The 21,342-nt window shown below is 35.2% G+C and carries 16 protein-coding genes and 1 tRNA gene; 4 read left to right on the forward strand and 13 right to left on the reverse strand.

Annotated features, from left to right (window positions below; genetic code table 11):
• Positions 1 to 174: 174 nt before the first annotated feature.
• From H510_RS0107100 to H510_RS0107115, 3 genes are all read right to left on the reverse strand, one after another.
• A complete protein-coding gene (locus tag H510_RS0107100) occupies positions 175 to 1,380 on the reverse strand; it encodes a bifunctional 3,4-dihydroxy-2-butanone-4-phosphate synthase/GTP cyclohydrolase II (RefSeq protein WP_026903692.1) in 1,206 nt (401 codons plus the stop codon).
• A 135-nt stretch (positions 1,381 to 1,515) separates the two neighbouring features.
• Positions 1,516 to 2,958, reverse strand: coding sequence for an LptF/LptG family permease (locus tag H510_RS0107110; protein WP_026903693.1), 1,443 nt, complete (start codon positions 2,956 to 2,958; stop codon positions 1,516 to 1,518).
• A 19-nt stretch (positions 2,959 to 2,977) separates the two neighbouring features.
• Positions 2,978 to 3,361, reverse strand: a complete 384-nt coding sequence (locus tag H510_RS0107115; protein WP_026903694.1) for an START-like domain-containing protein — start codon at positions 3,359 to 3,361, stop codon at positions 2,978 to 2,980.
• A gap of 195 nt (positions 3,362 to 3,556) precedes the next feature.
• Between H510_RS0107115 and H510_RS0107120 the strand changes: the two genes are divergently transcribed.
• The 4 genes from H510_RS0107120 to H510_RS0107135 all read left to right on the forward strand — a co-directional run bounded on the left by H510_RS0107120 (position 3,557) and on the right by H510_RS0107135 (position 10,480).
• Positions 3,557 to 3,630 (forward strand) — tRNA-Met (locus H510_RS0107120).
• A 283-nt stretch (positions 3,631 to 3,913) separates the two neighbouring features.
• Entirely contained in the window at positions 3,914 to 7,429 is a 3,516-nt protein-coding gene (locus H510_RS0107125; protein ID WP_026903695.1) for a T9SS C-terminal target domain-containing protein, read from the forward strand.
• Positions 7,430 to 7,433: 4 nt separating this feature from the next.
• Positions 7,434 to 8,372 carry a PorP/SprF family type IX secretion system membrane protein gene (locus H510_RS0107130; protein WP_026903696.1) on the forward strand — a complete coding sequence of 313 codons (939 nt, stop codon included), beginning with the start codon at positions 7,434 to 7,436 and terminating at the stop codon, positions 8,370 to 8,372.
• 11 nt (positions 8,373 to 8,383) lie between these two features.
• Positions 8,384 to 10,480: an OmpA family protein gene (locus tag H510_RS0107135; RefSeq protein WP_162143064.1), complete on the forward strand. Its 2,097-nt coding sequence runs from the start codon at positions 8,384 to 8,386 to the stop codon at positions 10,478 to 10,480.
• Between the two features lie 159 nt (positions 10,481 to 10,639).
• Here the strand turns inward: H510_RS0107135 and H510_RS0107140 are convergent, their stop codons facing one another.
• The 10 genes from H510_RS0107140 to H510_RS0107185 form a co-directional block, all read right to left on the reverse strand.
• Complete coding sequence (locus tag H510_RS0107140) at positions 10,640 to 11,053, reverse strand: DUF6691 family protein (protein ID WP_026903698.1); 414 nt, start codon at positions 11,051 to 11,053, stop codon at positions 10,640 to 10,642.
• A gap of 3 nt (positions 11,054 to 11,056) precedes the next feature.
• The gene (locus tag H510_RS0107145) at positions 11,057 to 11,617 is read right to left on the reverse strand and encodes a YeeE/YedE family protein (protein WP_245584802.1); all 561 of its coding nucleotides are present in this window, start codon (positions 11,615 to 11,617) and stop codon (positions 11,057 to 11,059) included.
• Entirely contained in the window at positions 11,614 to 12,429 is an 816-nt protein-coding gene (locus tag H510_RS0107150; protein WP_026903700.1) for a universal stress protein, read from the reverse strand. The genes H510_RS0107145 and H510_RS0107150 overlap by 4 nt, the downstream gene beginning before the upstream one ends.
• 4 nt (positions 12,430 to 12,433) lie before the next feature.
• Positions 12,434 to 13,855 carry an MBL fold metallo-hydrolase gene (locus H510_RS0107155; RefSeq protein ID WP_026903701.1) on the reverse strand — a complete coding sequence of 474 codons (1,422 nt, stop codon included), beginning with the start codon at positions 13,853 to 13,855 and terminating at the stop codon, positions 12,434 to 12,436.
• A 72-nt stretch (positions 13,856 to 13,927) separates the two neighbouring features.
• Entirely contained in the window at positions 13,928 to 14,722 is a 795-nt protein-coding gene (locus tag H510_RS0107160; RefSeq protein ID WP_026903702.1) for a sulfite exporter TauE/SafE family protein, read from the reverse strand.
• Between the two features lie 84 nt (positions 14,723 to 14,806).
• Positions 14,807 to 15,448 carry a Crp/Fnr family transcriptional regulator gene (locus H510_RS0107165; RefSeq protein ID WP_036692222.1) on the reverse strand — a complete coding sequence of 214 codons (642 nt, stop codon included), beginning with the start codon at positions 15,446 to 15,448 and terminating at the stop codon, positions 14,807 to 14,809.
• A gap of 97 nt (positions 15,449 to 15,545) precedes the next feature.
• The gene (locus H510_RS0107170; protein WP_026903704.1) at positions 15,546 to 16,700 is read right to left on the reverse strand and encodes an alginate lyase family protein; all 1,155 of its coding nucleotides are present in this window, start codon (positions 16,698 to 16,700) and stop codon (positions 15,546 to 15,548) included.
• 83 nt (positions 16,701 to 16,783) lie between these two features.
• Complete coding sequence (locus H510_RS0107175; RefSeq protein ID WP_245584803.1) at positions 16,784 to 18,106, reverse strand: polysaccharide lyase 6 family protein; 1,323 nt, start codon at positions 18,104 to 18,106, stop codon at positions 16,784 to 16,786.
• Between the two features lie 48 nt (positions 18,107 to 18,154).
• Positions 18,155 to 20,479 carry a chondroitinase-B domain-containing protein gene (locus tag H510_RS0107180; RefSeq protein ID WP_036692225.1) on the reverse strand — a complete coding sequence of 775 codons (2,325 nt, stop codon included), beginning with the start codon at positions 20,477 to 20,479 and terminating at the stop codon, positions 18,155 to 18,157.
• Positions 20,480 to 20,574: 95 nt separating this feature from the next.
• Complete coding sequence (locus tag H510_RS0107185) at positions 20,575 to 21,327, reverse strand: SDR family NAD(P)-dependent oxidoreductase (RefSeq protein ID WP_026903707.1); 753 nt, start codon at positions 21,325 to 21,327, stop codon at positions 20,575 to 20,577.
• Positions 21,328 to 21,342 lie beyond the last annotated feature (15 nt).

A 21,342-nucleotide genomic window follows, 5' to 3' on the forward strand; every position in this document is an offset into this window, starting at 1 on the left:
AAGAGTACGATACATTTAAAGAATTTATTAGAAATACTTTTGCCCGAGGAAAACGAGAAGCAGAAAGTAAGGAAAATGCTGAAGATAGAAGAAAAACGTTAAGCAAACCTATTATCGTTACCCCAAAAGAAGAAGAGGAAAATTAATTTCTTAACCTTCCTCTTTCTATTAAAATTATCTTTCTTTCATGATGGTATGACCCATTTTATCTCTTTTAGCTTTTAAGTAGAGTTCGTTATGCTTGTTAGATTCAATTTCTATTGGTACATTATCAACTACTTCTAAGCCGTAACCTATTAAACCCGCTCTTTTTGTAGGATTATTAGACATTAATTTCATCTTTCTAACACCTAAGCTCCTGATAATCTGAGCCCCTACCCCATAATCTCTTTCATCCATACCAAAACCTAAAGCTATATTAGCTTCAAAAGTATCCATTCCGTTTTCTTGTAGATTATAGCTTTTTAGTTTATTTACCAAGCCTATGCCTCTACCCTCTTGGTTCATGTAAACAATTAAACCCTTCCCTTCTTTCTCTATCATCTCCATGGCTTTATGTAATTGCGGACCACAATCGCATCTGCAAGAGCCAAAAATATCTCCAGTGATACAAGAACTATGTACCCTAACCAGGATAGGTTCATCGTCTTCCCAACTTCCTTTCACAAGTGCTAAATGGTTTTCTCCGGTATTAACCTGAGTAAAAGCAACCATTTCAAAATCACCCCATTCTGTTGGCAATTTAACAGATACTTCTTTTTTGATAAGGGACTCGGTTCTTAAACGATAGCTAATTAAATCCTGAATAGAAACAATCTTCATATCCAGTTCCTTTGCCATTTCTAGTAGTTCTGGTAAGCGAGCCATTTCACCTTCTTCATTCATGATTTCACAAATCACTCCGGCAGGTTCAAAACCGGCTAGTTCTGCTAGATCAACCGCAGCTTCTGTATGTCCGGCTCTTCTAATAACACCACCATTTTTAGAAATTAAAGGAAAAATATGTCCTGGTCTACCTAAATCTTCCGCTTTTATTTTAGGGTCTATAAGCGCCATAATAGTTTTAGAACGGTCTGATGCAGATATACCGGTGGTGCAACCGTGACCAATCAGATCAATCGAAACCGTAAAATTGGTTTCAAAAGTGGCTGTGTTTTTACCTACCATAAGTTCAAGGTTTAGCTCACGACATCTATCTGTTGTGATAGGAGCACAAATTAAACCTCTTCCATGCTTAGCCATAAAGTTAATCACTTCTGGTGTGGCGTTACGAGCAGCTGTTAAAAAATCCCCCTCATTTTCGCGGTCTTCATCATCTACAACTATGATGATTTTACCTGCTTTAATATCCTCAATTGCTTCTTCTATTGTATTAAGCATGTTTTATAATTTATGTATCTAAAACGTAAACAAATATTGGCTACAAAGTTTAGTTTTTTTGATACAGACAAATTTAATGATTTTAAATACCAATTTTATGTTTGGATGGTTTATAGCGTCAAGCCTTTGCAATAATTACTGAATATTTTTTTCTTTCCTTTTCAGTAATTTCTTAAAGAAATTTTTATAGGAATCTGTATCAAAAAGTGCAGAATCTACCGTTGCCTTGTAAGTTAAAAATAATCCTAGAGGGGTAAGTACAAATATAGCTATCCACATTCCCATTACTGGTGATAGCGAACCTTCTTTAACAGATTTCTCGCCAACGGTACTGATGACATGATAGACCAAAAAGAAAATAACAGAAACTACTACAGGTAAACCTAAACCACCTTTTCTTATAATTGCACCCAAAGGAGCTCCTATGAAGAAAAGAACTAAACAAGAAACAGATAGGGTAAATTTACGGTTATACTCTACTAAATACCTTCTAATGGTTTTCATAAACTCTTCTGCTTGAAAAGTATGAGTTTCTAAACCATCTTTAGCATATCTAACATTATCAAGTGCAGCAGTTACAGCAGCGGCATGCTGGGCGCTATCTAAACCTGCTAAAACACCATCTTTTTTAAAATTCAAACCCGTTTTCCCTACTGCAGAACCATACTTAGCTGTGCCATAGTATATTTTGTAGTAAGACTCTAAAGATTTTGCTCCTAAAGTTCTAATGCTATCATACCTCACCCTAGTATCTTTCTCGGCAGAATCCAACTCTTTCAAATTCATCATCTGAAAGTTGTTTTTAAATAAATTTTCATCCTCCCTTTTGAAATTAAATGATGATAAATCAAAACGTTGTTCGGTTTCCTTGAAATTAAAGCGTGTTAAACGTTCTCTAGGATCATATCCTTTCCCATTACTTTCTTCGTACCGTACACCATCTTTAAGTTTAAGAATAAGGAATTTTTTATCCTCAGTCTTGTACATTTCACCTTCATTAGCCATCAACACATTTGTATTTCCTGTTCCTTTAGATTGGTCGTAAATGACGATATCTTTTAAGACATCACCACTATCTGTTTGTAGCTTTTGCTTAACTCTGATAGAGTAACCCGGGATACTATTATTAAAAACGCCTTCTTCTATTAAAAAAGCTGCCTTTTGATTTCTAACATCATAAAGTAAAGAACCCATTTTTAGATTAGCAACGGGCAGCATAAAATCTGAAAAAAGGAAGGCTGCAATACTTAAACCTACCACCATAGCTACTAAAGGAGCCATTGCCTTTTGTAAAGAAATACCAGCAGATTTTATGGCAACCAATTCGTAATTCTCGCCAAGGTTACCAAAAGTCATGATAGAAGATAACAATACAGCTAAAGGCAATGCCATGGCTACGTTGGTAGCAGCGGCGTACATTAATAACTGTAGAATTACGTACCACTCGAAACCTTTTCCTATTAAATCATCAATATATTTAAACAGAAAAAGCATCAATAAAACAAACATCACAATAAAAAATGTGACGATGAAAGGCCTAATGAAAGCTTTAATTATGAGTAGGTGTACCTTTTTCACTTTGCAAAAGTAGCAAAAATCAGGCTCCTATAACACTTAAAAGGTTTTCTATTTGGATATTCCAAATTAATTGGCGGTCTTTTAGATTTTCTGGAAGTGCAAAATCTGTAATAACCAATGCTACATCATTGGTTAACTCATCCTTGATAATCTCTAACTCAAAAAACGTATAAGGTTCATCATCTAACCAAGCAAATTTAACAGATTTAGACTCCTTTGAAGATAACATTTTGGCTTTTTGTTCTTCTCCATCATCCCATACAAAAGTATAAACATGATCTTTAAAATAAACGTCATCAGCAAACCATTGGGACAATCCATTAGGTTCACTTATAAAACCATATAAAATTTTTGGTGAGCATTTAATCTCGTATTCTAATGTAAACTTAACTTTATCAGCCATGTATAAGATGTATAAATTGCCAGAGTAAAAAATATCAAAGTTTTTTTCACAAACTTTTCTAAAGAAAGGTATTTTACTTTATATTTGCAAACCTTTTCAAAAAGACCATATAGGAATAGGATAATTTAAGTGTCTTTGATTTTTATATAAAAGACCACCAGAATTAAACTCTGGTTAAAATACAAGTAAGCCCTTGGCGGGGTAGCTCAGATGGTTAGAGCGCAGGATTCATAACCCTGAGGTCGGCAGTTCGATCCTGCTCCCCGCTACTACAACCAAAAGCCACTTAAAGTGGCTTTTTTTGTTTATGTTTTAAAATTCAAGTAGTTTATTTTCTAATGATTAATTGTTATCGTCTTTATAAATGAGCAAAATTTAGACGTGTATTTTTTTCCCCTAATCGGGAAATCAACATTACACAACCTGTCCGAATCAGAAATAATAGTTTATTTTAACAAACAACCACAACAATAAAACAGTTAATATTTCTTTAAAATTAAAAAATAAACTGGTATCTGCTTTGTTACCCCAATAAAAAACAATTATTTGTAAATGATAAATTTTGTACTTAAGTATTCGAGAAAGTCTTTACTCTTTCTGTTTTTATTAAGTTGCTTTTCTACCCTAGCCCAACCTAATAAAGATGGTAATTTAACTATAACCACAGCAAAAACTGTTGTGAATAGATATACAAGAGTTGTAGCAGACATCAATGCAGGAACTAATAAAATTATTGTTAGTGATATTAATGATTTAAACAGGGATAATATCACCTATTTACCTGCCGGTTATACGACCAATAATAGTGTTTTTGCAAATAATGTTTTAGCTAATGGCGATTTAATTTTGATTTATCAGGCACAGGGTGCCAGAATAAACACTTCAAACACCGTTAATTATGGTGATATTTTAGATTTTAACGGTGCTGGACGATACGAGTTTGCTTATGTAGAAAGCACAAACGGAAATGAAATAACGTTAATTTGCGGTACTAAGTTATCTTATTTCTCTAGATTTTATGTACAGGTAATAAGGGTTCCACAATACAATAGCCTCACTATAAATACAGGCGCTAGCGTAACGTCTATTCCTTGGGGTTCACCATCTTTTGGTACAGACCCTGATAGGAATGGTGACATCAACGGAATAACATTAGCCCCATCCTCTTTAACCAGAAGAAGAGGTGGTTTTACTGCCATACATGCTACAAATATTGTAAACAATGGCTCCATCAACAGTAATTTTGCTGGGTTTAGAGGTGGTACTATAGACCCTTACACTAATGTGGCAGGATCGGAAATTGTTAAAGAATATCGATCTAAAGATCCTAATAGAGGTGCGGAAAAAGGAGAAAGTATTGCTGGTTATCGCGAAGACTATGAAGACCGACCTTATCCTAATACGATAGAAATTGGTAGATGGGGCCGTGGTGCACCTGCCAATGGTGGTGGTGGCGGTAACGCTCACAACGCAGGCGGCGGCGGTGGCTCTAATGGAGGAAACCCTAACAACTGGTTTAGAGGTGCTGGAGTCATGAATGATTTTGGGGGCTCTTGTGCTTCAGATGCCTGGAAGCTAGATCCTGATTATATTGCGAATAACAATCAACTAACAAATTCTTCTGGTGGTGGTAGAGGTGGCTATACTTTTGCGGGACTAATAAATTTCGCCTTGGTTGATGGAGATGCTTGTACTGTAGGGCCTTCTTATGCTGCAAATGAAATTGCTCCAAATATCCCTCCTACTGATATTTTAAACATCAGTTGGGGTGGAGATTATAGAGTAGCAGCCGGAGGTTTAGGTGGCAGACCTTTAATATCTCCAAACTTAAGAAATCAATTGTTTTTTGGTGGCGGTGGTGGTGCTGGAGATGGTAATGATTCTTCTAATAGCGACGGCGGCGATGGCGGAGGTATACTTTTCTTAATCGTATCTAATGGATTAACCGGAAACGGCTCTATAGAAGCCAATGGAGAAGACGCTACTAATACTATAAATACTAACAATGATGCTCCAGGCGGTGGTGGTGGCGGTGGTACAGTACTTATCCAGTCTAATACTATTGCCAGTACGTTAACTATCAATGCTAATGGTGGTAAAGGTGGCTCGCAACTGATCACCAATTTCGAATCTGAAGGTCCGGGCGGTGGTGGCGGTGGTGGTGTAATTTCTATTAACGCTACTAGCGATGCATCAATAAAAAATGTTAAAGGTGGGATAAACGGCAGAACAACCTCTTTAGCTATGACAGAATTTCTGGCCAATGGCTCTACCAGTGGTAGCGAAGGCTCAATCATCAATATACCTATTAGGTTAGATGTTGGTGCTTGTGACGTTGATTTAGAGATTAGAAAAACTATCAATAACAACACACCTAATGTTAATAGTAATGTAACCTTCACTTTAGAGGCTATTAACAATGGCCCTGGTGATATAACAGGTGTTGTAGTTGAAGATTTATTACCAAATGGATATACGCTTGTAAGCACTAGCGCAACCAAAGGAAGTTACACAACACCTAACTGGAATATAGGCAGTTTAACAGCTAGCGAAAGAGCTACTTTAACTGTTGTAGCAACTGTATTATTAAATGGTAGCTATACCAATACTGCGGTTATAAGAGGCGATAAATCTGACTCAAATGTAGCTAATAATACTTCTACGGTTACACCAAGTCCAAGAGGAATTGCTGATTTAGAAGTAACTAAAACACTACCAAGTAATTATCAAGTGGCGGGTACTACAACTTCTTTTACCATAACTGTAAAAAACAACGGACCAAGCGTTGCCAGAAACATTATTGTTAATGATGTACTACCAACAGGTTATACTTTAGTAAGTGCAACTTCTTCTGCAGGTATTTGGAATGCTCCAAACTGGGTTTTAGATATCCTTAACAGCGGACAAAGCCAAACTCTAGTAATTTCTGCTACTGTTAATGCTACAGGCAATTATACCAATACAGCAACGGTTAGTTCAAGCTCTCAAACAGACCCCAATCCGTTAAATAATATTTCAACCATTACGCCAAAAGTAATTGGCGCAGGTAATGATGCCGGTAATGTTAATGGAAAAACTGGTGGTGTAGCCATTGTAAATATTTTAGTTAACGATAATTTAAATGGCTTACCAGCATCTGTTAATAATGTTGATATTATCCAAATTAGCACTACCAATAGCACCATCAACATCAGTACAAATAATGGGCAGGTTGTGGTACCACCAGGTACTGTCCCAGGCATATATACCATCAATTACAGGATTACCGATAAAACAGACCCTTTAAATACGACTACAGCTACTGTAATTGTAACGGTTAATAGTTCACCTGTATTAGGTTTGGCAAAATCTGCAAGTGCGGTTGCGGTAGATGCAAACGGAATTAATACAGTAACTTATACCATCACAGCAGAAAACTTAGGTAATATTGAACTTAATAATCTTAATATTACAGATAATTTAAGAGTTACTTTTCCTGATCCATTAGAATTTAATTTAATAGGAGGATTAACCACTACAGGCAACTTAATTGCTAATAATAGTTTTAATGGTATTTCTGTTATCAATCTTTTAAATGGTGGCAGTTTAATACCTGGCGAAAGACAAAGCGTAAGTTTTACACTTCAAATCAATACCAAGAAAAAAAATGGTACTTACCTAAATACAGCTAATGCAACTGCTGAGAGTATAGACGGAACGGTTAATGATACTTCTACTAATGGTATAAACAGCGACCCTGATAATAGTGGTGTACCTGATGAACAAATACCTACACCTGTTATCTTAAGAGGAACTTCTATTTATATTCCAGAAGGTTTTTCTCCTAACGGCGATAGTACTCATGATAATTTTGTTATAGAAAATCCTAATAATGATTTATTACTATTAGAAATTTATAATAGATGGGGTAATCTTGTATTTAAAGATCCAAACTATCAAAATACATGGAACGGTATTTCAAATCTAGGTATAAGAATAGGTGAAGACCTCCCAGACGGAACATACTTTTATATCCTCATTGTAAATCAACAAGAAAGATATACTGGCTATATCACGCTAAAGAGATAATAATATGTACACAACATCAAAATATATCATCGGCTTTTTGCTTGCTTTCTTTTGTATAAACGTCGTTTATGCACAACAAGAAGCCATGTACTCGCAATACATGTTTAATACACTTGCTATTAATCCTGCTTATGCCGGAAGTAGAAATGTTGTAAGCGCAACTGCCTTATACAGAAACCAGTGGGTAGGTATTGAAGGAGCGCCAAGTACACAAACTATTTCTTTTGATGGCGCAACATCAAATAAAAAAGTTGGTTTAGGCTTTCAGGTATTTAATGACGAAATAGGAATTAGTAAAACTACCGGAGCATTTGCCAGCTATGCGTATCGTATCAGAATGGATAAAGGAACTCTAGCATTTGGTTTACAGGCGGGTGCAGCATTATATTCTGCTAATTTTAGTCGTGTTGCATTAAATCCAACTGGTGCGCCAGATGTAAGTTTTGCACAAGATGTTAGAACCGTACAACCCAATTTTGGTGCTGGCGTTTATTATAATTCTGATAAGTTTTATTTGGGTATTTCTGTACCACAAATGCTGGGTAATACCTTAAATAACAATACCAATATATCAAGCAGTAGACTTATTGCAAGACAGTATACCCATTTATTTATTGCAGCAGGCTATGTTTTTGATATCAATAAGGATATAAAAATTAAACCATCTGTATTGTTTAAAGGTGTACAAGGTGCTCCATTGCAATTAGACATTAATAGCAATGTTTGGTTTTTTGATATCTTTTCTATCGGTTTACAATACCGTACAGAAGCTGATATAGCAGCTATGACAGAGATTCAGTTAAATTCGCAAATAAGATTTGGTTATGCTTATGATAGAAGCACCACCAGACTTGCAGACTTCAACTCTGGCAGTCATGAGTTTATGTTACGCTATGAATTTGGTTCTGCAAAATCTAAATTATTATCTCCACGATATTTTTAAGAAAGATGTTTATGAAATTTAGCACTATACTATATACCATTTGTTTGTTACTTTTTAGTTTACGAGCAAAATCTCAACTTTTTGAATCGCATCTTAAAGCTGGCGAAAAAGAATATCAAGCGTTAAGGTATAAAATGGCTGTCCCGCATTTCTTAAATGCTTATAAAAAAGATACCACAAATAGCTTAGTTATAGAGCGGTTAGCTAATAGCTATCGTTTAGTGAAAGATTATGATAATGCCGAGATATGGTATACTAAACTTAGTAAAACCAAAAAGAGCCTAAATACCAATGATTTAAGATACCATGCAGAAGCTTTAGCAAACAACGGCAAGTATGAGGAATCTCAGATGATTTCTAATAAAATAACCAATGCTAAGTATAGAAAAGATTATATTAATAATACTTCCGATAGTAGCAGATGGAAAATAAAGTTAACTAATTTTAACACACAGTTTTCAGAATTTAGCCCGGTATATTATAAAGATGGACTTGTGTTTACAAGTAACCGAACCTTAGATAAACTGGTAAAACACATTTATGGTTGGGATTTATCGCCTTATAACAACCTATACTTTATAAGTAATGATAAAATTATCACCACCGACTCTAGTAATGCCAGCTCTATCACAAAAAGTAAATATCCTTACATTTTTAATGATGATGATACTAAAGCAACTAGTAATGATAGTAAATTATTAAACACTTACAGCCTCAGTACAAAAACCAATACTAGTATTTATACTGATAATTTTGTAGAAGCCAAGAAATTTAGTACCAATTTAAAATCAAAATTTCATGATGGAACAGCTACTTTTTCTGAAGATGAAAATGAAGTTTTCTTCACCAGAAATCATGAGAAAAAAGATCAGAATGGAACTTATAAATTAAAAATCATGACTTCTACCTTTCGAGATGGAGCATGGACCAAACCTACAGCGTTTGCATACAATAGTCAAGAATATTCTACAGGACACCCTTCTTTATCTAAAGATGGTAAAATTTTATTCTTTTCATCAGACAAACCTGGCGGCTTGGGAGGGTCTGATATTTATTACTGCACAAGAAGAGGAAATAATACATGGAGTAACCCAACCAATTTGGGAAACATGATTAATACCGCAGGTGAAGAACAATTTCCATTTGTTGATGATGATGGTAATTTATATTATGCTTCAAGCGGCAAAGGAGGTTACGGCGGACTCGACATATTTTTCGTCCCGCTTAAAGATTTAAAACCGAATGGACCAGTAAGAAATCTAGGCGCACCTTTAAACTCTAATAAAGACGATTTTGGCTTTATCATCAACAAACAAAAAACAGAAGGATTTTTTACTTCGAACAGAAATTATAACGATGATATCTTTAGCTTTGTGCAATTACCCTCAAATCGTTTAGATTTAATTGTGGATGTTGTTGATGAGAATGACACCCCAATCGAAGGAGCACTTGTTAAGTTAACATCATCAAGCAGTTATACTTTTGAACAACTTAATGATGTAAATGGGAAAGCATTTTATGAGTTAGAGCCCAATTTAAACTATATCATAGAAGGCTCTAAAAAAGGCTTTACAGCTCAGCAAGTTAGCATTAATACTGTAGATAAGTTACCTAACCAAACCTTATATGCTAAAATAGTATTGAGCAAACCACCTAGGGGTATAAAAACAGTTAATGTTGACATTAAACTTAGCGCCAAATGCGATTCTCTAAAGAAACATTACTATTTACCAGAAATTTATTATGATTTAGACCAGTCATACATCAGGGCTGATGCCGTACCAACCATGCAACGCTTACTTGGCTTATTATTGGCAGAACCAGAACTTAAAGTATTGATAGGCTCTCATTGCGATTCTAGAGCCGGAGTCTTGTATAATTTAGATTTATCTAAAAGAAGGGCACAAGCTGCAAAAGAATATTTAATGCAAAGAGGCGTGGCAGAATCAAGAATTATAGCTACTTTCTTTGGTAAATCTAATCTTACTAATGGTTGCGCAGATGGTGTACCTTGTCCAGAAAATTTACAACAACAAAATAGAAGATCAGAATTCCAGATTATAAGAAATGGTAGAAATTTAAATATAGAATGCGGCTTTGGCTTCTAGTCAAATAGCTCACGATAGTTATTTCTATATAAATAGGCTGTTTTAAAAACCATTTAATTAAGTTGAGCGCTTTGCTGAACATGAGATGGTAATTTAAACAGCCTATTTACATTTAAAAAAATTTTACTTTTATAAGATGTTTCAAAAGCGTTTTGGATGTTAATGCGGCAACTTATCTTTGATGACACCATAAAGATACGTTCCGCCTAAGGCACCTGCTATTACAATAAGCATAGCAAAATATCCGTAGCCAACATTTACGAACATTGGCCCAGGGCAAGCACCTGTTAAAGCCCAGCCTAAGCCAAAAATTGTACCGCCAAGGATATATTTTTTCCAGCTTTTATCTTTATCCTGAAAAACAATAGGATTACCTGCTGTATCTCTTAAGCCAAATTTTTTAATCAAAAAAACGGCTAATACACCCAAAGTTACCGCAGTACCAATAATGCCGTACATGTGGAAAGATTGAAAGCGAAACATCTCTTGGATACGATACCAAGATATAGCTTCTGATTTAGCCATGATGATTCCAAAAACTAATCCTGCTAGTATAAATTTTAATCCTTTCATGTCTTAGAATATTAATGGTAAAATAAAATATGTCATGGCTAAGCCTCCTATAAAAAAGCCTATTACTGCTACTAAAGAAGGTATTTGTAAATTTGATAAACCACTTATAGCATGGCCAGAGGTACAACCACCAGCGTATCTTGATCCAAAACCTACTAATAAACCACCTATCAATAATACCAATATGCCTTTAAAAGAAGTGGCAAATTCTAACCCAAAAATATGGGAAGGGTTTAGTTGCCCGTCAAATGCAATTCCCAGTTGTTTTAAATCTTGTATGGTTGATACTGAAAGCGATAAAGGCTCATCATTTTTTAAAATGGTTGATGCTATAATACCTCCAATTACAGAGCCCACTAAAAATAGTAGATTCCATTGCTGTGATTTCCAATCAAAATCAAAAAACTTTATTTTCTTACCGGCGCCTGCCATGCTACACATGGTTCTCAGGTTTGATGAAAAACCAAATGATTTCCCAAAAAACAGCAATAAAATCATTATAAAAGCTATAGCCACACCAGATACATACCATGGCCATGGCTGTTTTAAAATTTCTAACATCATAAACTATTTAAATGATAAGTAAGAACTGGTTTAGCGCAATGGTTGATTAAACGCTCTGCCACGCTACCAAATAATAAATGACCAAACCCTTTACGTCCATGCGTTCCTATGCAAACCAAATCCATTTCATGGTCTTTATTAAAATTGTATACACCTTCATCAACCTGATCATCAGAATGAAGAAAAACGTTATAATTTTCCAAGTTATTGATAACCGCAAACTCTCGCATATTATACTCTATATCTGCTATCATACCTATTTCATTAGGTTTTAAAATATGTAACAAGTTGATACAAGCATCTTGATCAGCAATTTTATGAATAAAATCTAATTGAGGGTGTGTGCTTGGCTTTTCAAAATCTAACAATAATAAAATCTGCTGAAGTTTAGTTGGAGTACTATATTGGTTTACCGTAATGATGGGCACAGCAGCGCCTCTTGCTACGTGTTGTGCTTCTGAACCTACTAAATGCTCCATTAAACCAGAAGAACCTTTTGTTCCCATGATGATGACATCTACACCTAACTCTATAGCCATTTCATTAATGGTTGAGGTAATAGCTCCTTTTTTTAAAAGATAATCAAACTTCCAGTTTAATTGTAAAGCTTTAAACTTTTGTTTTGCCTCATCTATTAGGGTAAGTACTTTATTTTCTGCGGCTTCTTCATCTAAAATATTTCCGTTTACAGGTATAACATGCAACAGGGTAACCTGAGTATTTACCTTTTTTTGAAGTAAGCTAACCACAGCATCTGCTGCGTTAAAAGTGCTAGAAAAATCTGTTGGCACTAAAATTTTTAATGTTTCCATTTGATTAAGATTTCATGGTGCTTGGACAAACATAAGCGCTGATGTTAAATTTCTCTGTTTCTTTGATGGCTTTAAAACCACCTTTTACATCAATCAAATTCTCGAAACCGCGGGCTCTTAAAATAGAGTTAAAAATCATGGAGCGATAACCACCTGCACAGTGTACATAATAAGTCTTATTCTTATCTAAAGTACTCATTTGGTTATTGATATAATCTAAAGCCACGTTTTCTGCCTCCACAACATGCTCGGCAAAATACTCTGTATCTTTTCTTACGTCAACCATATTTACGGTTTCACCTGAAGCCATTTTTTGAGCTAATTCCTCAGCAGAAATAGATGCTATTTTATCAACTTCTTTACCTGCTGCTTCCCATGCTTTCATACCTCCGGCTAAATAACCAATAGCAGCATCGTAACCTACTCTTGCTAAACGGGTTACCACTTCTTCTTCTCTACCTTCATCAGTTATTAATAATATTTCTTGTTTGATATCTGGAATTAAAGAACCCACCCAAGGTGCAAAATTTCCATCAATACCGATATTAATAGCGTTAGGGATAAAACCTGCTGCAAAAGTTTGTGCATCTCTGGTATCTAACAAAATGGCACCTGTTTCATTAGCGGCCGCTTCAAAAGCATCCGGAGATAAAGCCTGCGTACCTTTTTCTAAAACTTTCTCAAAACTTTCATAACCTTCTTTATTCATTTTTACGTTTTCAGGGAAGTAGGCTGGCGGCGGAGTTAAACCATCTGTAACTTCTTTTACAAACTCCTCTTGTGTCATGTTTGCTCTTAAGGCATAGTTGTATTTTTTCTGATTGCCTAAAGTATCAGTAGTTTCTTTACTCATATTTTTACCACAAGCAGAACCTGCACCATGTGCTGGATATACAATAACCTCATCTGGCAAAGTCATCACTTTATTTCTTAACGAGTTAAACAAAGTAGCTGCTAGTTCTTCTTGGGTCATGTGTGCTGCTTTTTGAGCTAAATCTGGCCGACCAACATCACCAATAAACAAGGTATCGCCAGAGAAAAGAGCCGTTTCTTTACCATTTTTATCTAATAGTAAATAACAGCTAGACTCCATGGTATGGCCTGGAGTATGTAATACTTTAAAGCTGATATCGCCAAGTTTGAAAATTTCTCCATCTTTAGCTATATGCGCATCAAAACTTGGATTTGCTTGTGGTCCGTAAATGATTTTTGCACCTGTTTGCTTACTTAAATCAACGTGACCGGATACAAAATCTGCATGAAAATGGGTCTCAAAAATGTATTTGATGGTAGCGCCATTGGCTTTAGCTTTTTCTATGTAAGGACCAACTTCTCTTAAAGGATCTATAATGGCGGCTTCATTACCTGATTGAATGTAGTATGCACCTTGTGCTAAACATCCGGTATAAATTTGCTCAATTGTCATCTATATAATTTTTCTATTTTATGTATTCAAATTTCGACTTCGTTTGTGATTTATTTGGTGACTTTTATCACTTTACAGATATATTTCTTTAATCAGTATATATATCCCCATCAACAATACAAACCAACCAAAACCTTTTTTAAGTTTATCTCCAGTTATCTTCTTTCCTAAAATTCCTCCTATAAAAATCCCTGCTATCGCTATCGTACTTATGGTTAACAAGAAAATCCAATCGATTTTAAAATGACCTAAGTCTCCGGCAAAGCCTATTAAAGAGTTTAAAGCAATGATGAGTAAAGATGTGCCGATAGCTTTCTTCATGGGTAGTTTAACCAAGAACACTAGTGCGGGGATTAATAAAAAGCCACCTCCGGCACCTAAAAGACCGGTTATAATACCAATAGCTATACCATACCCTAACAGCTTTAAAAATTTAATACAATCAGTACATTCTTTATCAGGAGCTGCTAAATTCCCGTTTTTTATCATACTTACAGATGCTGCCAGCATTAAAATGGCAAACAAAACCATGGTAAAAACAGATGAAGAAAACTCAAAACCTGCTACCGTAAATAAATGATGAGGAATACTAGGCACCAAAAATTTTCTTGTTAAAAAAACAGTGATGATAGATGCTGCACCAAAATAGATAGCGGTTTTAACGCTTACCAAATTATTTTTAAAATTATTGTAAGAGCCAATTAAGCTAGTTAAACCTACTATAAACAAAGAATAAGAAGTGGCTAATAAAGGATGTATCCCAAATAAATAAACTAGTACGGGCACTGTTAAAATAGAACCCCCGCCACCAATTAATCCTAATGATATTCCAATAAGAGCCGAAGCTAAGTAACCTGCTATTTCCATTTATTGTAATTTACAACAAAGATGCTGCAATGGCTACTGCTTATTGGTGACTTTTGTCACATCGTTAAAAAAACATCAAAAAAATTATTTTAACCACTCTACATAGTTACGATGCAAAATAACATCGCCTCTTTGCTCTATTTTTTTAAGTAGCCTTGAGATTACTTCTCTGGATGAGTTTAAATCGGCCGCAATTTCTTGATGTGTTAAGGGTAATTGCTTGGTATTGAGTTTTTCTGCTTGTTTTTTGAGGTAGAACATCAAGCGTTCATCTAAACCTTTAAATGCTACACTATCTATCACTTGTAAAAGTTCTTCAAAACGATTTCTATAGGTTTCGAGTGTAAAATAATACCAGGTTTTGTAATTACGAACCAAATCGTCCATAATTTCTATCGGGATAGATAAAACCGTGGTCTTTTCTACGGCTTTAGCCATTACCTCGCTGGTTTCTTGCTTAGTGGCACAAATTAAAGACAAAGCACAGGCATTACCTGGTTCTAGATAGTACATAAAAAATTCGCCACCATCTTCGCCTTGTCTATAAAGTTTTACCTTACCGGCTACCACCAACATGGTAGAACGAAAATACTGTCCAGGTTGCATCATCAACTCGCCAGTTTCAAATGTTTTGATACTGGTGTGCTGAGCTAGCTTCTCTTTTAAGGCCAGTTCAAACTGAGGGAAATATTTATTTAGATAATCGTTTGCAGAAAGGCTTGCCATTATTTATAAAATGATTTTTTTCTAAGATAAAGCTTTTACCTTTTTGATATTGAGTTTTTAAACATTTATGATGATGATTTAACAAACCAACATCGGCTTAAAGCCAAATAATGGGATATTTTATAACTAAATTTCTAATAACTTCTTCTACTTGAGGTTGATGATTTAAAGCCGCCCAAGTTTTAAACCACTGTGTTTGTTTAAAAGCATTTGCCCCAAAAACTAGTGCTGGTTGCGCCACAGGCCACTCGTTCCAGTACATCACATCAGGTTTTAATGGCCATTTACTTTTATCAGTTAGGTAAGGATATAAAAAAGTAATACCTTTTTGGATAGATTTTCCATCTTCTGTTTTATAAGCCCATAAATTATCTTGAGGGGTTGATAATATTTGGCAAAGTGTGGCCATAGCATCTAAATTAAATAGCGAATAACCATAAGGTTTGGTACGAGCCATTTCTAAAGGAAAACTTCCATCTAACGCCATTTGATTAGGTAATAAAACAGTTTTATACCTGTTTCTACAAAATTCTAGAAGCTTTTCATCGCCAGTTAGTTTAGCAAAAGAAGCTACCTGCATGGTAAAGCAAGTACCATGATTATTTTTAGCTTCCATTTCTGCCTTACCGTAAGGGTGTGTCATTAGCCAGTTCAAATATTGGGTAAACCAATTTTTTATGGCTTTTAAATCTTCTGGTAAAATTCCTTTTTCCATAACGATTACACCTTGTGCAACATCCATGAGGTGAATGGTATCAATAATACCTATACCTCTGCCTGTAAAACGACCTTTTATGGCCTGTGCATATAAAAGATGAGGATTCATCTTCGTATCAGCATTTATAAACCAAGCTTTCAAATGTTTTACAGCGTGGTTAATATATTTTTTATCTCCGGTTAGCTTGTAAGCTGATGCTAAAGAGCCAATAATTTTACCTAACCTAATCACCGCAAAACGATGGGCAACAAAATTATCTGGATTGGTTAAACCATCCTTTTGTATATAAGGCCCATCTGGGTTTTGAGGATCTGGCCACCAATAATCGCCTTCAGAGTAGAAATCATTTTTGCCACCAGCACTTCTTGGTGATGAGCTTGCTGTTAAGGTAACAGGTTGCTCTTTTAAAGCCCAAGTAGCTTCTTGAAGTATTTGCTTTTTTAATACTTGGGTAATTTGTTTTTCTAAATGAGGAGCAGCATTAGCGCTTAAGCCTAAGAAGAAAAGGCAAATAAAGATTAAAATACGGTTCATTTTGGTTTAATATTTAAGCTAAAATATCATTTAAAAAAGGGATTAAATAACGATGACCCATTTATTTAGTACTTGTAGGTGCTTTAAAAATTATTTCTTGCAACTTTCCAAGCTGGCCCTACCTTTTCTGTTAACCAAAATGGCTTTTTTAAGTTGTTTTTCAATTGCCAAACTCCATCAGATTTTATCAATTCTTGTTTAGCTTTCACAAAACCTTGGGTCAAATTAGCTCCCAACAGCTGATTATTTTCCAATTGTAAGTTCTTAGGTTGATCTTCTAAAGTCATTAGCTTTTGAGGGTTAGCGATATAATTCTCTGTTATTTTAACGCCATCTGGCACCAAAACACGGGTAGCATTTTTACCCGAACCCAAATTAAAAGCCTCTGTACAATCTGCTATAATATTTTTGCTAATCACAGCATTTTTCACTTGCCAATACTCATTAAGTTTTGGTTTCTCAACAGCATTCATCACAGAAATGGCAGCTCTTAAACCTGTTCCGCTTAAGCCTTGTAAATAATTACCTTCTACTCTTTGGTTTTCACCGATGATTCTGATACCGCCTGTATTTTTCTTTTTGTTACCGAGGAAATAATTATCCAATACTTCAGAAAAATTACCATGTCTAAAAGTTAAGGTTCCATCACACTCGTAAAACAAATTGCTTTTTATGGTATTATGACCAGATTTTATGGAAATAATCTCTGTTTCTCCATCGCATTTATCAAAAATATTATGAGATACCTGTGTGTAAGAATCATGCATAGACCAATCGCTAGTACCAATTCTAATGGTTTCGCCTCCGTTGGCCTCTAAAGGCGGACGAGGACCAAAATAATTATGGTCTATCTGATGATAATTATGTTTATCAGCCAACCAAACTACTAATGTTGTGCCCATGTGGGTTTTACCTGTAAATTCACAATGGTCTACCCTATTGTAGCTTCCGTATAAAGAAATCCATTTATAATCGGTTTCTCGTGAAGGCGGATTATAATTGATGATACTACTATTGGTTAACCTACAGTTTGATGATGTTGTTGAAAAATAAATAACATGCCCCTTATCTAGGTAACCATCGGCGAAAGCCAAACCATCTACAACCAGCCATTCTCCATCAATTTTCAAATTAGAACTTCCTGTCAATTTTATTGTACCCGGGTTTGCTGTGGTTAAAGTAATTGGCTGCTCTTTGGTCCCTTTTCCTTTAAAATTCAGTTGTTGGTTAGACCAATCAGAGGCTTGCATCACCACCTTATCTCCGGGTTTTAATACTAAAGCATTTAACTCGGCAGCAGATTTAATTTTATAAATCTTTCCTTCTAAAAGTGCTTGACTTGCTATAGCTGAAACCAATTTAGGTTTGGCAGCATGCGCCATAAAAGCCTGACTTATAATTATCATGAACAGGCTGGTTAGCATATTTTTAATTTTCATATGTGTTAAGGTTTATTATAAATTGGCACCTAAAGTTTTCCCTGTTGTTGATTTATCTGACAAAGCAGACCCCGGCTTAAGATTGAAATTAAAAGAAGAGCTATCTATAAAATCGGGTTTAATTTGATAGATATTTTTACCTGCCACGGTGCCGTAAAAAGAGTCTATCCTACCAGCATTATAAAAGTTACAATAATCTACCTTGATATCATCCCATCTAAACTCTCTAAATTCTATAGAGCGACCGCCTTGCCCGCTATTCATAAAAATACTATTGGTAACCACAGCCTGTTGCGCACCAGATAAACGAACAACAGTACCTTGCTCTCTATTTTCTACTTCATTAAAAGTGCAATAATCTATAGTTACAAATGGCCCTAAAGTACTTTCATCATTTCCGCCACGGTATACATTTATGGCAGAGCCTAAAATATTGGTAAACACACAGTTTTTGATGATGGTATTTTCTACACCATATATCCCTTTGTCTTCCTTCTCCTCGGCCAAATTAATACCCATTCCAGAAATGTTTCTAAACAAAGAGTTGGTTATTAATAAGGTATCAGCAAAGGTACTTTTACTTGCTTTAAAGCCAGAAAAAGTGCTCTCGTTATAATCATAAAACTCACAACCATCTATTTTTACGTTGTAATGCTTATTCATGGCTTGGTCTGTAGAGCGTATACCACATTGTACATCGCCATAGCTTTCAAAATTTCCTTTAAAAGCTAAACCTTTTACTGCTAAAGAGCCGCCGTTAGCAATGGTAATAAAAGCGGGAAGGGTTTTAAAGCTGCTGTTTACTAAAATTGGTTTGCCTTTTAAGCTTTTATCAGCTATTAAATGCAGCATTTTATCTAAAACTATTTCTTTATCTAGCTTATAAAAAGTAGCATCTGTAAAGCAAATGGTATCACCAGAAATGGCATTTGCTATAATTTTATGAATTTGTTGGCTTTGAGCCGATGCTAAACTAAAAGTCTTATTGGCTCTTGAAGGTTTAACTTCTTCTTTTACATACCAACCAGCTCCTGTTTGTGATTTTTGCACAAATGGTAGCTTTTTAATATCGGCACCATAATTTTTATGATAAGGAATGGATAAGGCATCCTTTTTATGTTGATTTACTTTGATAAGAGTAAAACCATCTGTTAATGGGGCTTTGGACAGGTTTACAACAGCGTTATTTTTAAGACTGATACCCCCATCTTTATTAGTATCATCTATTAAATTCCCTGTAGGATTTACCATTAAATTACTAGAAAATGTAACGCTTTGAGGCGATAAAGTCCGCTCGGCATCTTTACCAGCGCCAAATAAAACCGGACCACAATTGATAAAAGTATTACGCTCTATCTGGGCATCTTTAACCTGATAATATCTGTTGATTAAGGAATTTGGTACACCATTCATCACCGCCAAAGCCGAGCGAAAAGCTGTCCCTTTTAAATCTTTAAACACATTATTGAAAACTTTATGACCAGGATTAATGACCCTAACCCCACCTGTAAATGGTTTATGATTGCCTAAAAACAGATTACCCTCCACAGTATTGTTTGAGCCATGTCTTAATACTAATGAGCCTTCACACTCGTAAAAAGTATTGAAACTGATGTTATTTTCACCAGATTTAATAGAAACAATTTCTACCTCGCCATTACATCTTTCAAAATAATTGTTGATGATTTGAGTACGAGATGCAGTTAAAGAATAACGCGAAACACCTATCCTAATAGTTTCGCCACCGTTAGAACCAAAACGTTGTCTGCCTTTAAAATAATTAGCATCTATACTATGGTAATTTTCCTGACTACGTTCATCATTTAACTCGGCAATGATAACAGGGCCAGCACTTAATTTATCAATAAAAGTACAATGGTCTACCCTATTACGTTTACCCCAAAAAACCACCCACACATCATTTTTAAAACGTTCTGGCTGACTAAAATCTTCTATCACAGATTCTGTTAGTCGGCAATGATTAGCCAATAAATCATTATTAATTCTAAAAGTTATTACCTCTCTTTGCGGGCTGTAACCATTTTTAAAATGCAAGCCTTTAATGATTAAATGTTCGCCCGCAATACGTAAAAAAGACTGTCCGCTAATGATTACCTTTTTTGTAGCCTTCGGCATAATCACAATAGGTTTTATGGCAGTTCCTTTCCCATAAATGGTTAAAGCAACATTTTTCCATTCTTGATTTGCTAAAAAAACCGTATCGCCTGGCTTAGCTTGTTTAACAGCGTCTTCTAAGGCATTTGCATCTTTAACTATTTTATTTTGTGCCCAAATGAAAGGGCTGTACAATAGTATTAACAAGTATAAAATAATCTTCATGATGGAAAGGTTTAGGAAATGGTAAGGATAATTGGCTTCAAGCGTATATCCTAGAATGCTTTGAGGGCTTGTTTTTCCCTCAAAGCGATAAATATTTAAGAGAAACTTATACCTCCGTTAATATCTATGTTGTTACCTGTAATGTAAGAAGACTCATCTGAAGCTAGATAAGCTACCAAATCTGCCACTTCTTCTGCCCTACCTTCTCTTTTAACAGCTGTTGCAGCAGCAACATTAACCCTAACTTCTGGCTTGGTGAAACTGTCATGAAAAGCAGTAGCTATCATGCCCGGTGCTACAGCATTTACACGAATGCCTTTAGGACCTAACTCTTTTGCTAAAGCTCTGGTATAAGTCATGATAGCACCTTTTGAAGTTGCATAAGCACTTGCGCCAGGGCCACCACCGTCTCTTCCTGCTAAAGAAGAAAAGTTAATAATAGCAGAACCCGCAGGCATGAAAGGAATCACATTTTTAACAGCTAAAAACACCGATTTTAGATTTAAACTCATCACATAATCCCAAAAATCTTCGTCCATTTCTAGGGTAGCTTTTCTGGCTACTAAACCACCAGCAACATTAACTAAAACATGAATTTCATTGCCAAAAGCAGCTTTTGTTTCTGCTACTAATTGCTCTACTTCGGCAGCTTTTGTCATATCTGCTTTTACAATGATACCTTCACCACCTACTTCTTTAACTAATTTTAAAGTTTCGTTGGCATTATCCTCATTACCTAAATAATTGATGACAACTTTTGCTCCTTCTTTTGCTAATTGAACAGAAACTGCTCTTCCAATATCTCTTGAACCGCCTGTGATAATGGCTACTTTATTTTTTAAACGCATGATATAATTTATTTT

Source organism: Pedobacter glucosidilyticus DSM 23534, assembly GCF_000425145.1.
Lineage (GTDB): Bacteria > Bacteroidota > Bacteroidia > Sphingobacteriales > Sphingobacteriaceae > Pseudopedobacter > Pseudopedobacter glucosidilyticus.

Coding starts and splice junctions, on each gene's coding strand:
- H510_RS0107100 (WP_026903692.1), bottom strand. CDS start 1,380: ATGCTTAATACAATAGAAGAAGCAATTGAGGATATTAAAGCAGGTAAA.
- H510_RS0107115 (WP_026903694.1), bottom strand. CDS start 3,361: ATGGCTGATAAAGTTAAGTTTACATTAGAATACGAGATTAAATGCTCA.
- H510_RS0107125 (WP_026903695.1), top strand. CDS start 3,914: ATGATAAATTTTGTACTTAAGTATTCGAGAAAGTCTTTACTCTTTCTG.
- H510_RS0107130 (WP_026903696.1), top strand. CDS start 7,434: ATGTACACAACATCAAAATATATCATCGGCTTTTTGCTTGCTTTCTTT.
- H510_RS0107135 (WP_162143064.1), top strand. CDS start 8,384: ATGAAATTTAGCACTATACTATATACCATTTGTTTGTTACTTTTTAGT.
- H510_RS0107140 (WP_026903698.1), bottom strand. CDS start 11,053: ATGAAAGGATTAAAATTTATACTAGCAGGATTAGTTTTTGGAATCATC.
- H510_RS0107145 (WP_245584802.1), bottom strand. CDS start 11,617: ATGATGTTAGAAATTTTAAAACAGCCATGGCCATGGTATGTATCTGGT.
- H510_RS0107150 (WP_026903700.1), bottom strand. CDS start 12,429: ATGGAAACATTAAAAATTTTAGTGCCAACAGATTTTTCTAGCACTTTT.
- H510_RS0107155 (WP_026903701.1), bottom strand. CDS start 13,855: ATGACAATTGAGCAAATTTATACCGGATGTTTAGCACAAGGTGCATAC.
- H510_RS0107160 (WP_026903702.1), bottom strand. CDS start 14,722: ATGGAAATAGCAGGTTACTTAGCTTCGGCTCTTATTGGAATATCATTA.
- H510_RS0107165 (WP_036692222.1), bottom strand. CDS start 15,448: ATGGCAAGCCTTTCTGCAAACGATTATCTAAATAAATATTTCCCTCAG.
- H510_RS0107170 (WP_026903704.1), bottom strand. CDS start 16,700: ATGAACCGTATTTTAATCTTTATTTGCCTTTTCTTCTTAGGCTTAAGC.
- H510_RS0107175 (WP_245584803.1), bottom strand. CDS start 18,106: ATGATAATTATAAGTCAGGCTTTTATGGCGCATGCTGCCAAACCTAAA.
- H510_RS0107180 (WP_036692225.1), bottom strand. CDS start 20,479: ATGAAGATTATTTTATACTTGTTAATACTATTGTACAGCCCTTTCATT.
- H510_RS0107185 (WP_026903707.1), bottom strand. CDS start 21,327: ATGCGTTTAAAAAATAAAGTAGCCATTATCACAGGCGGTTCAAGAGAT.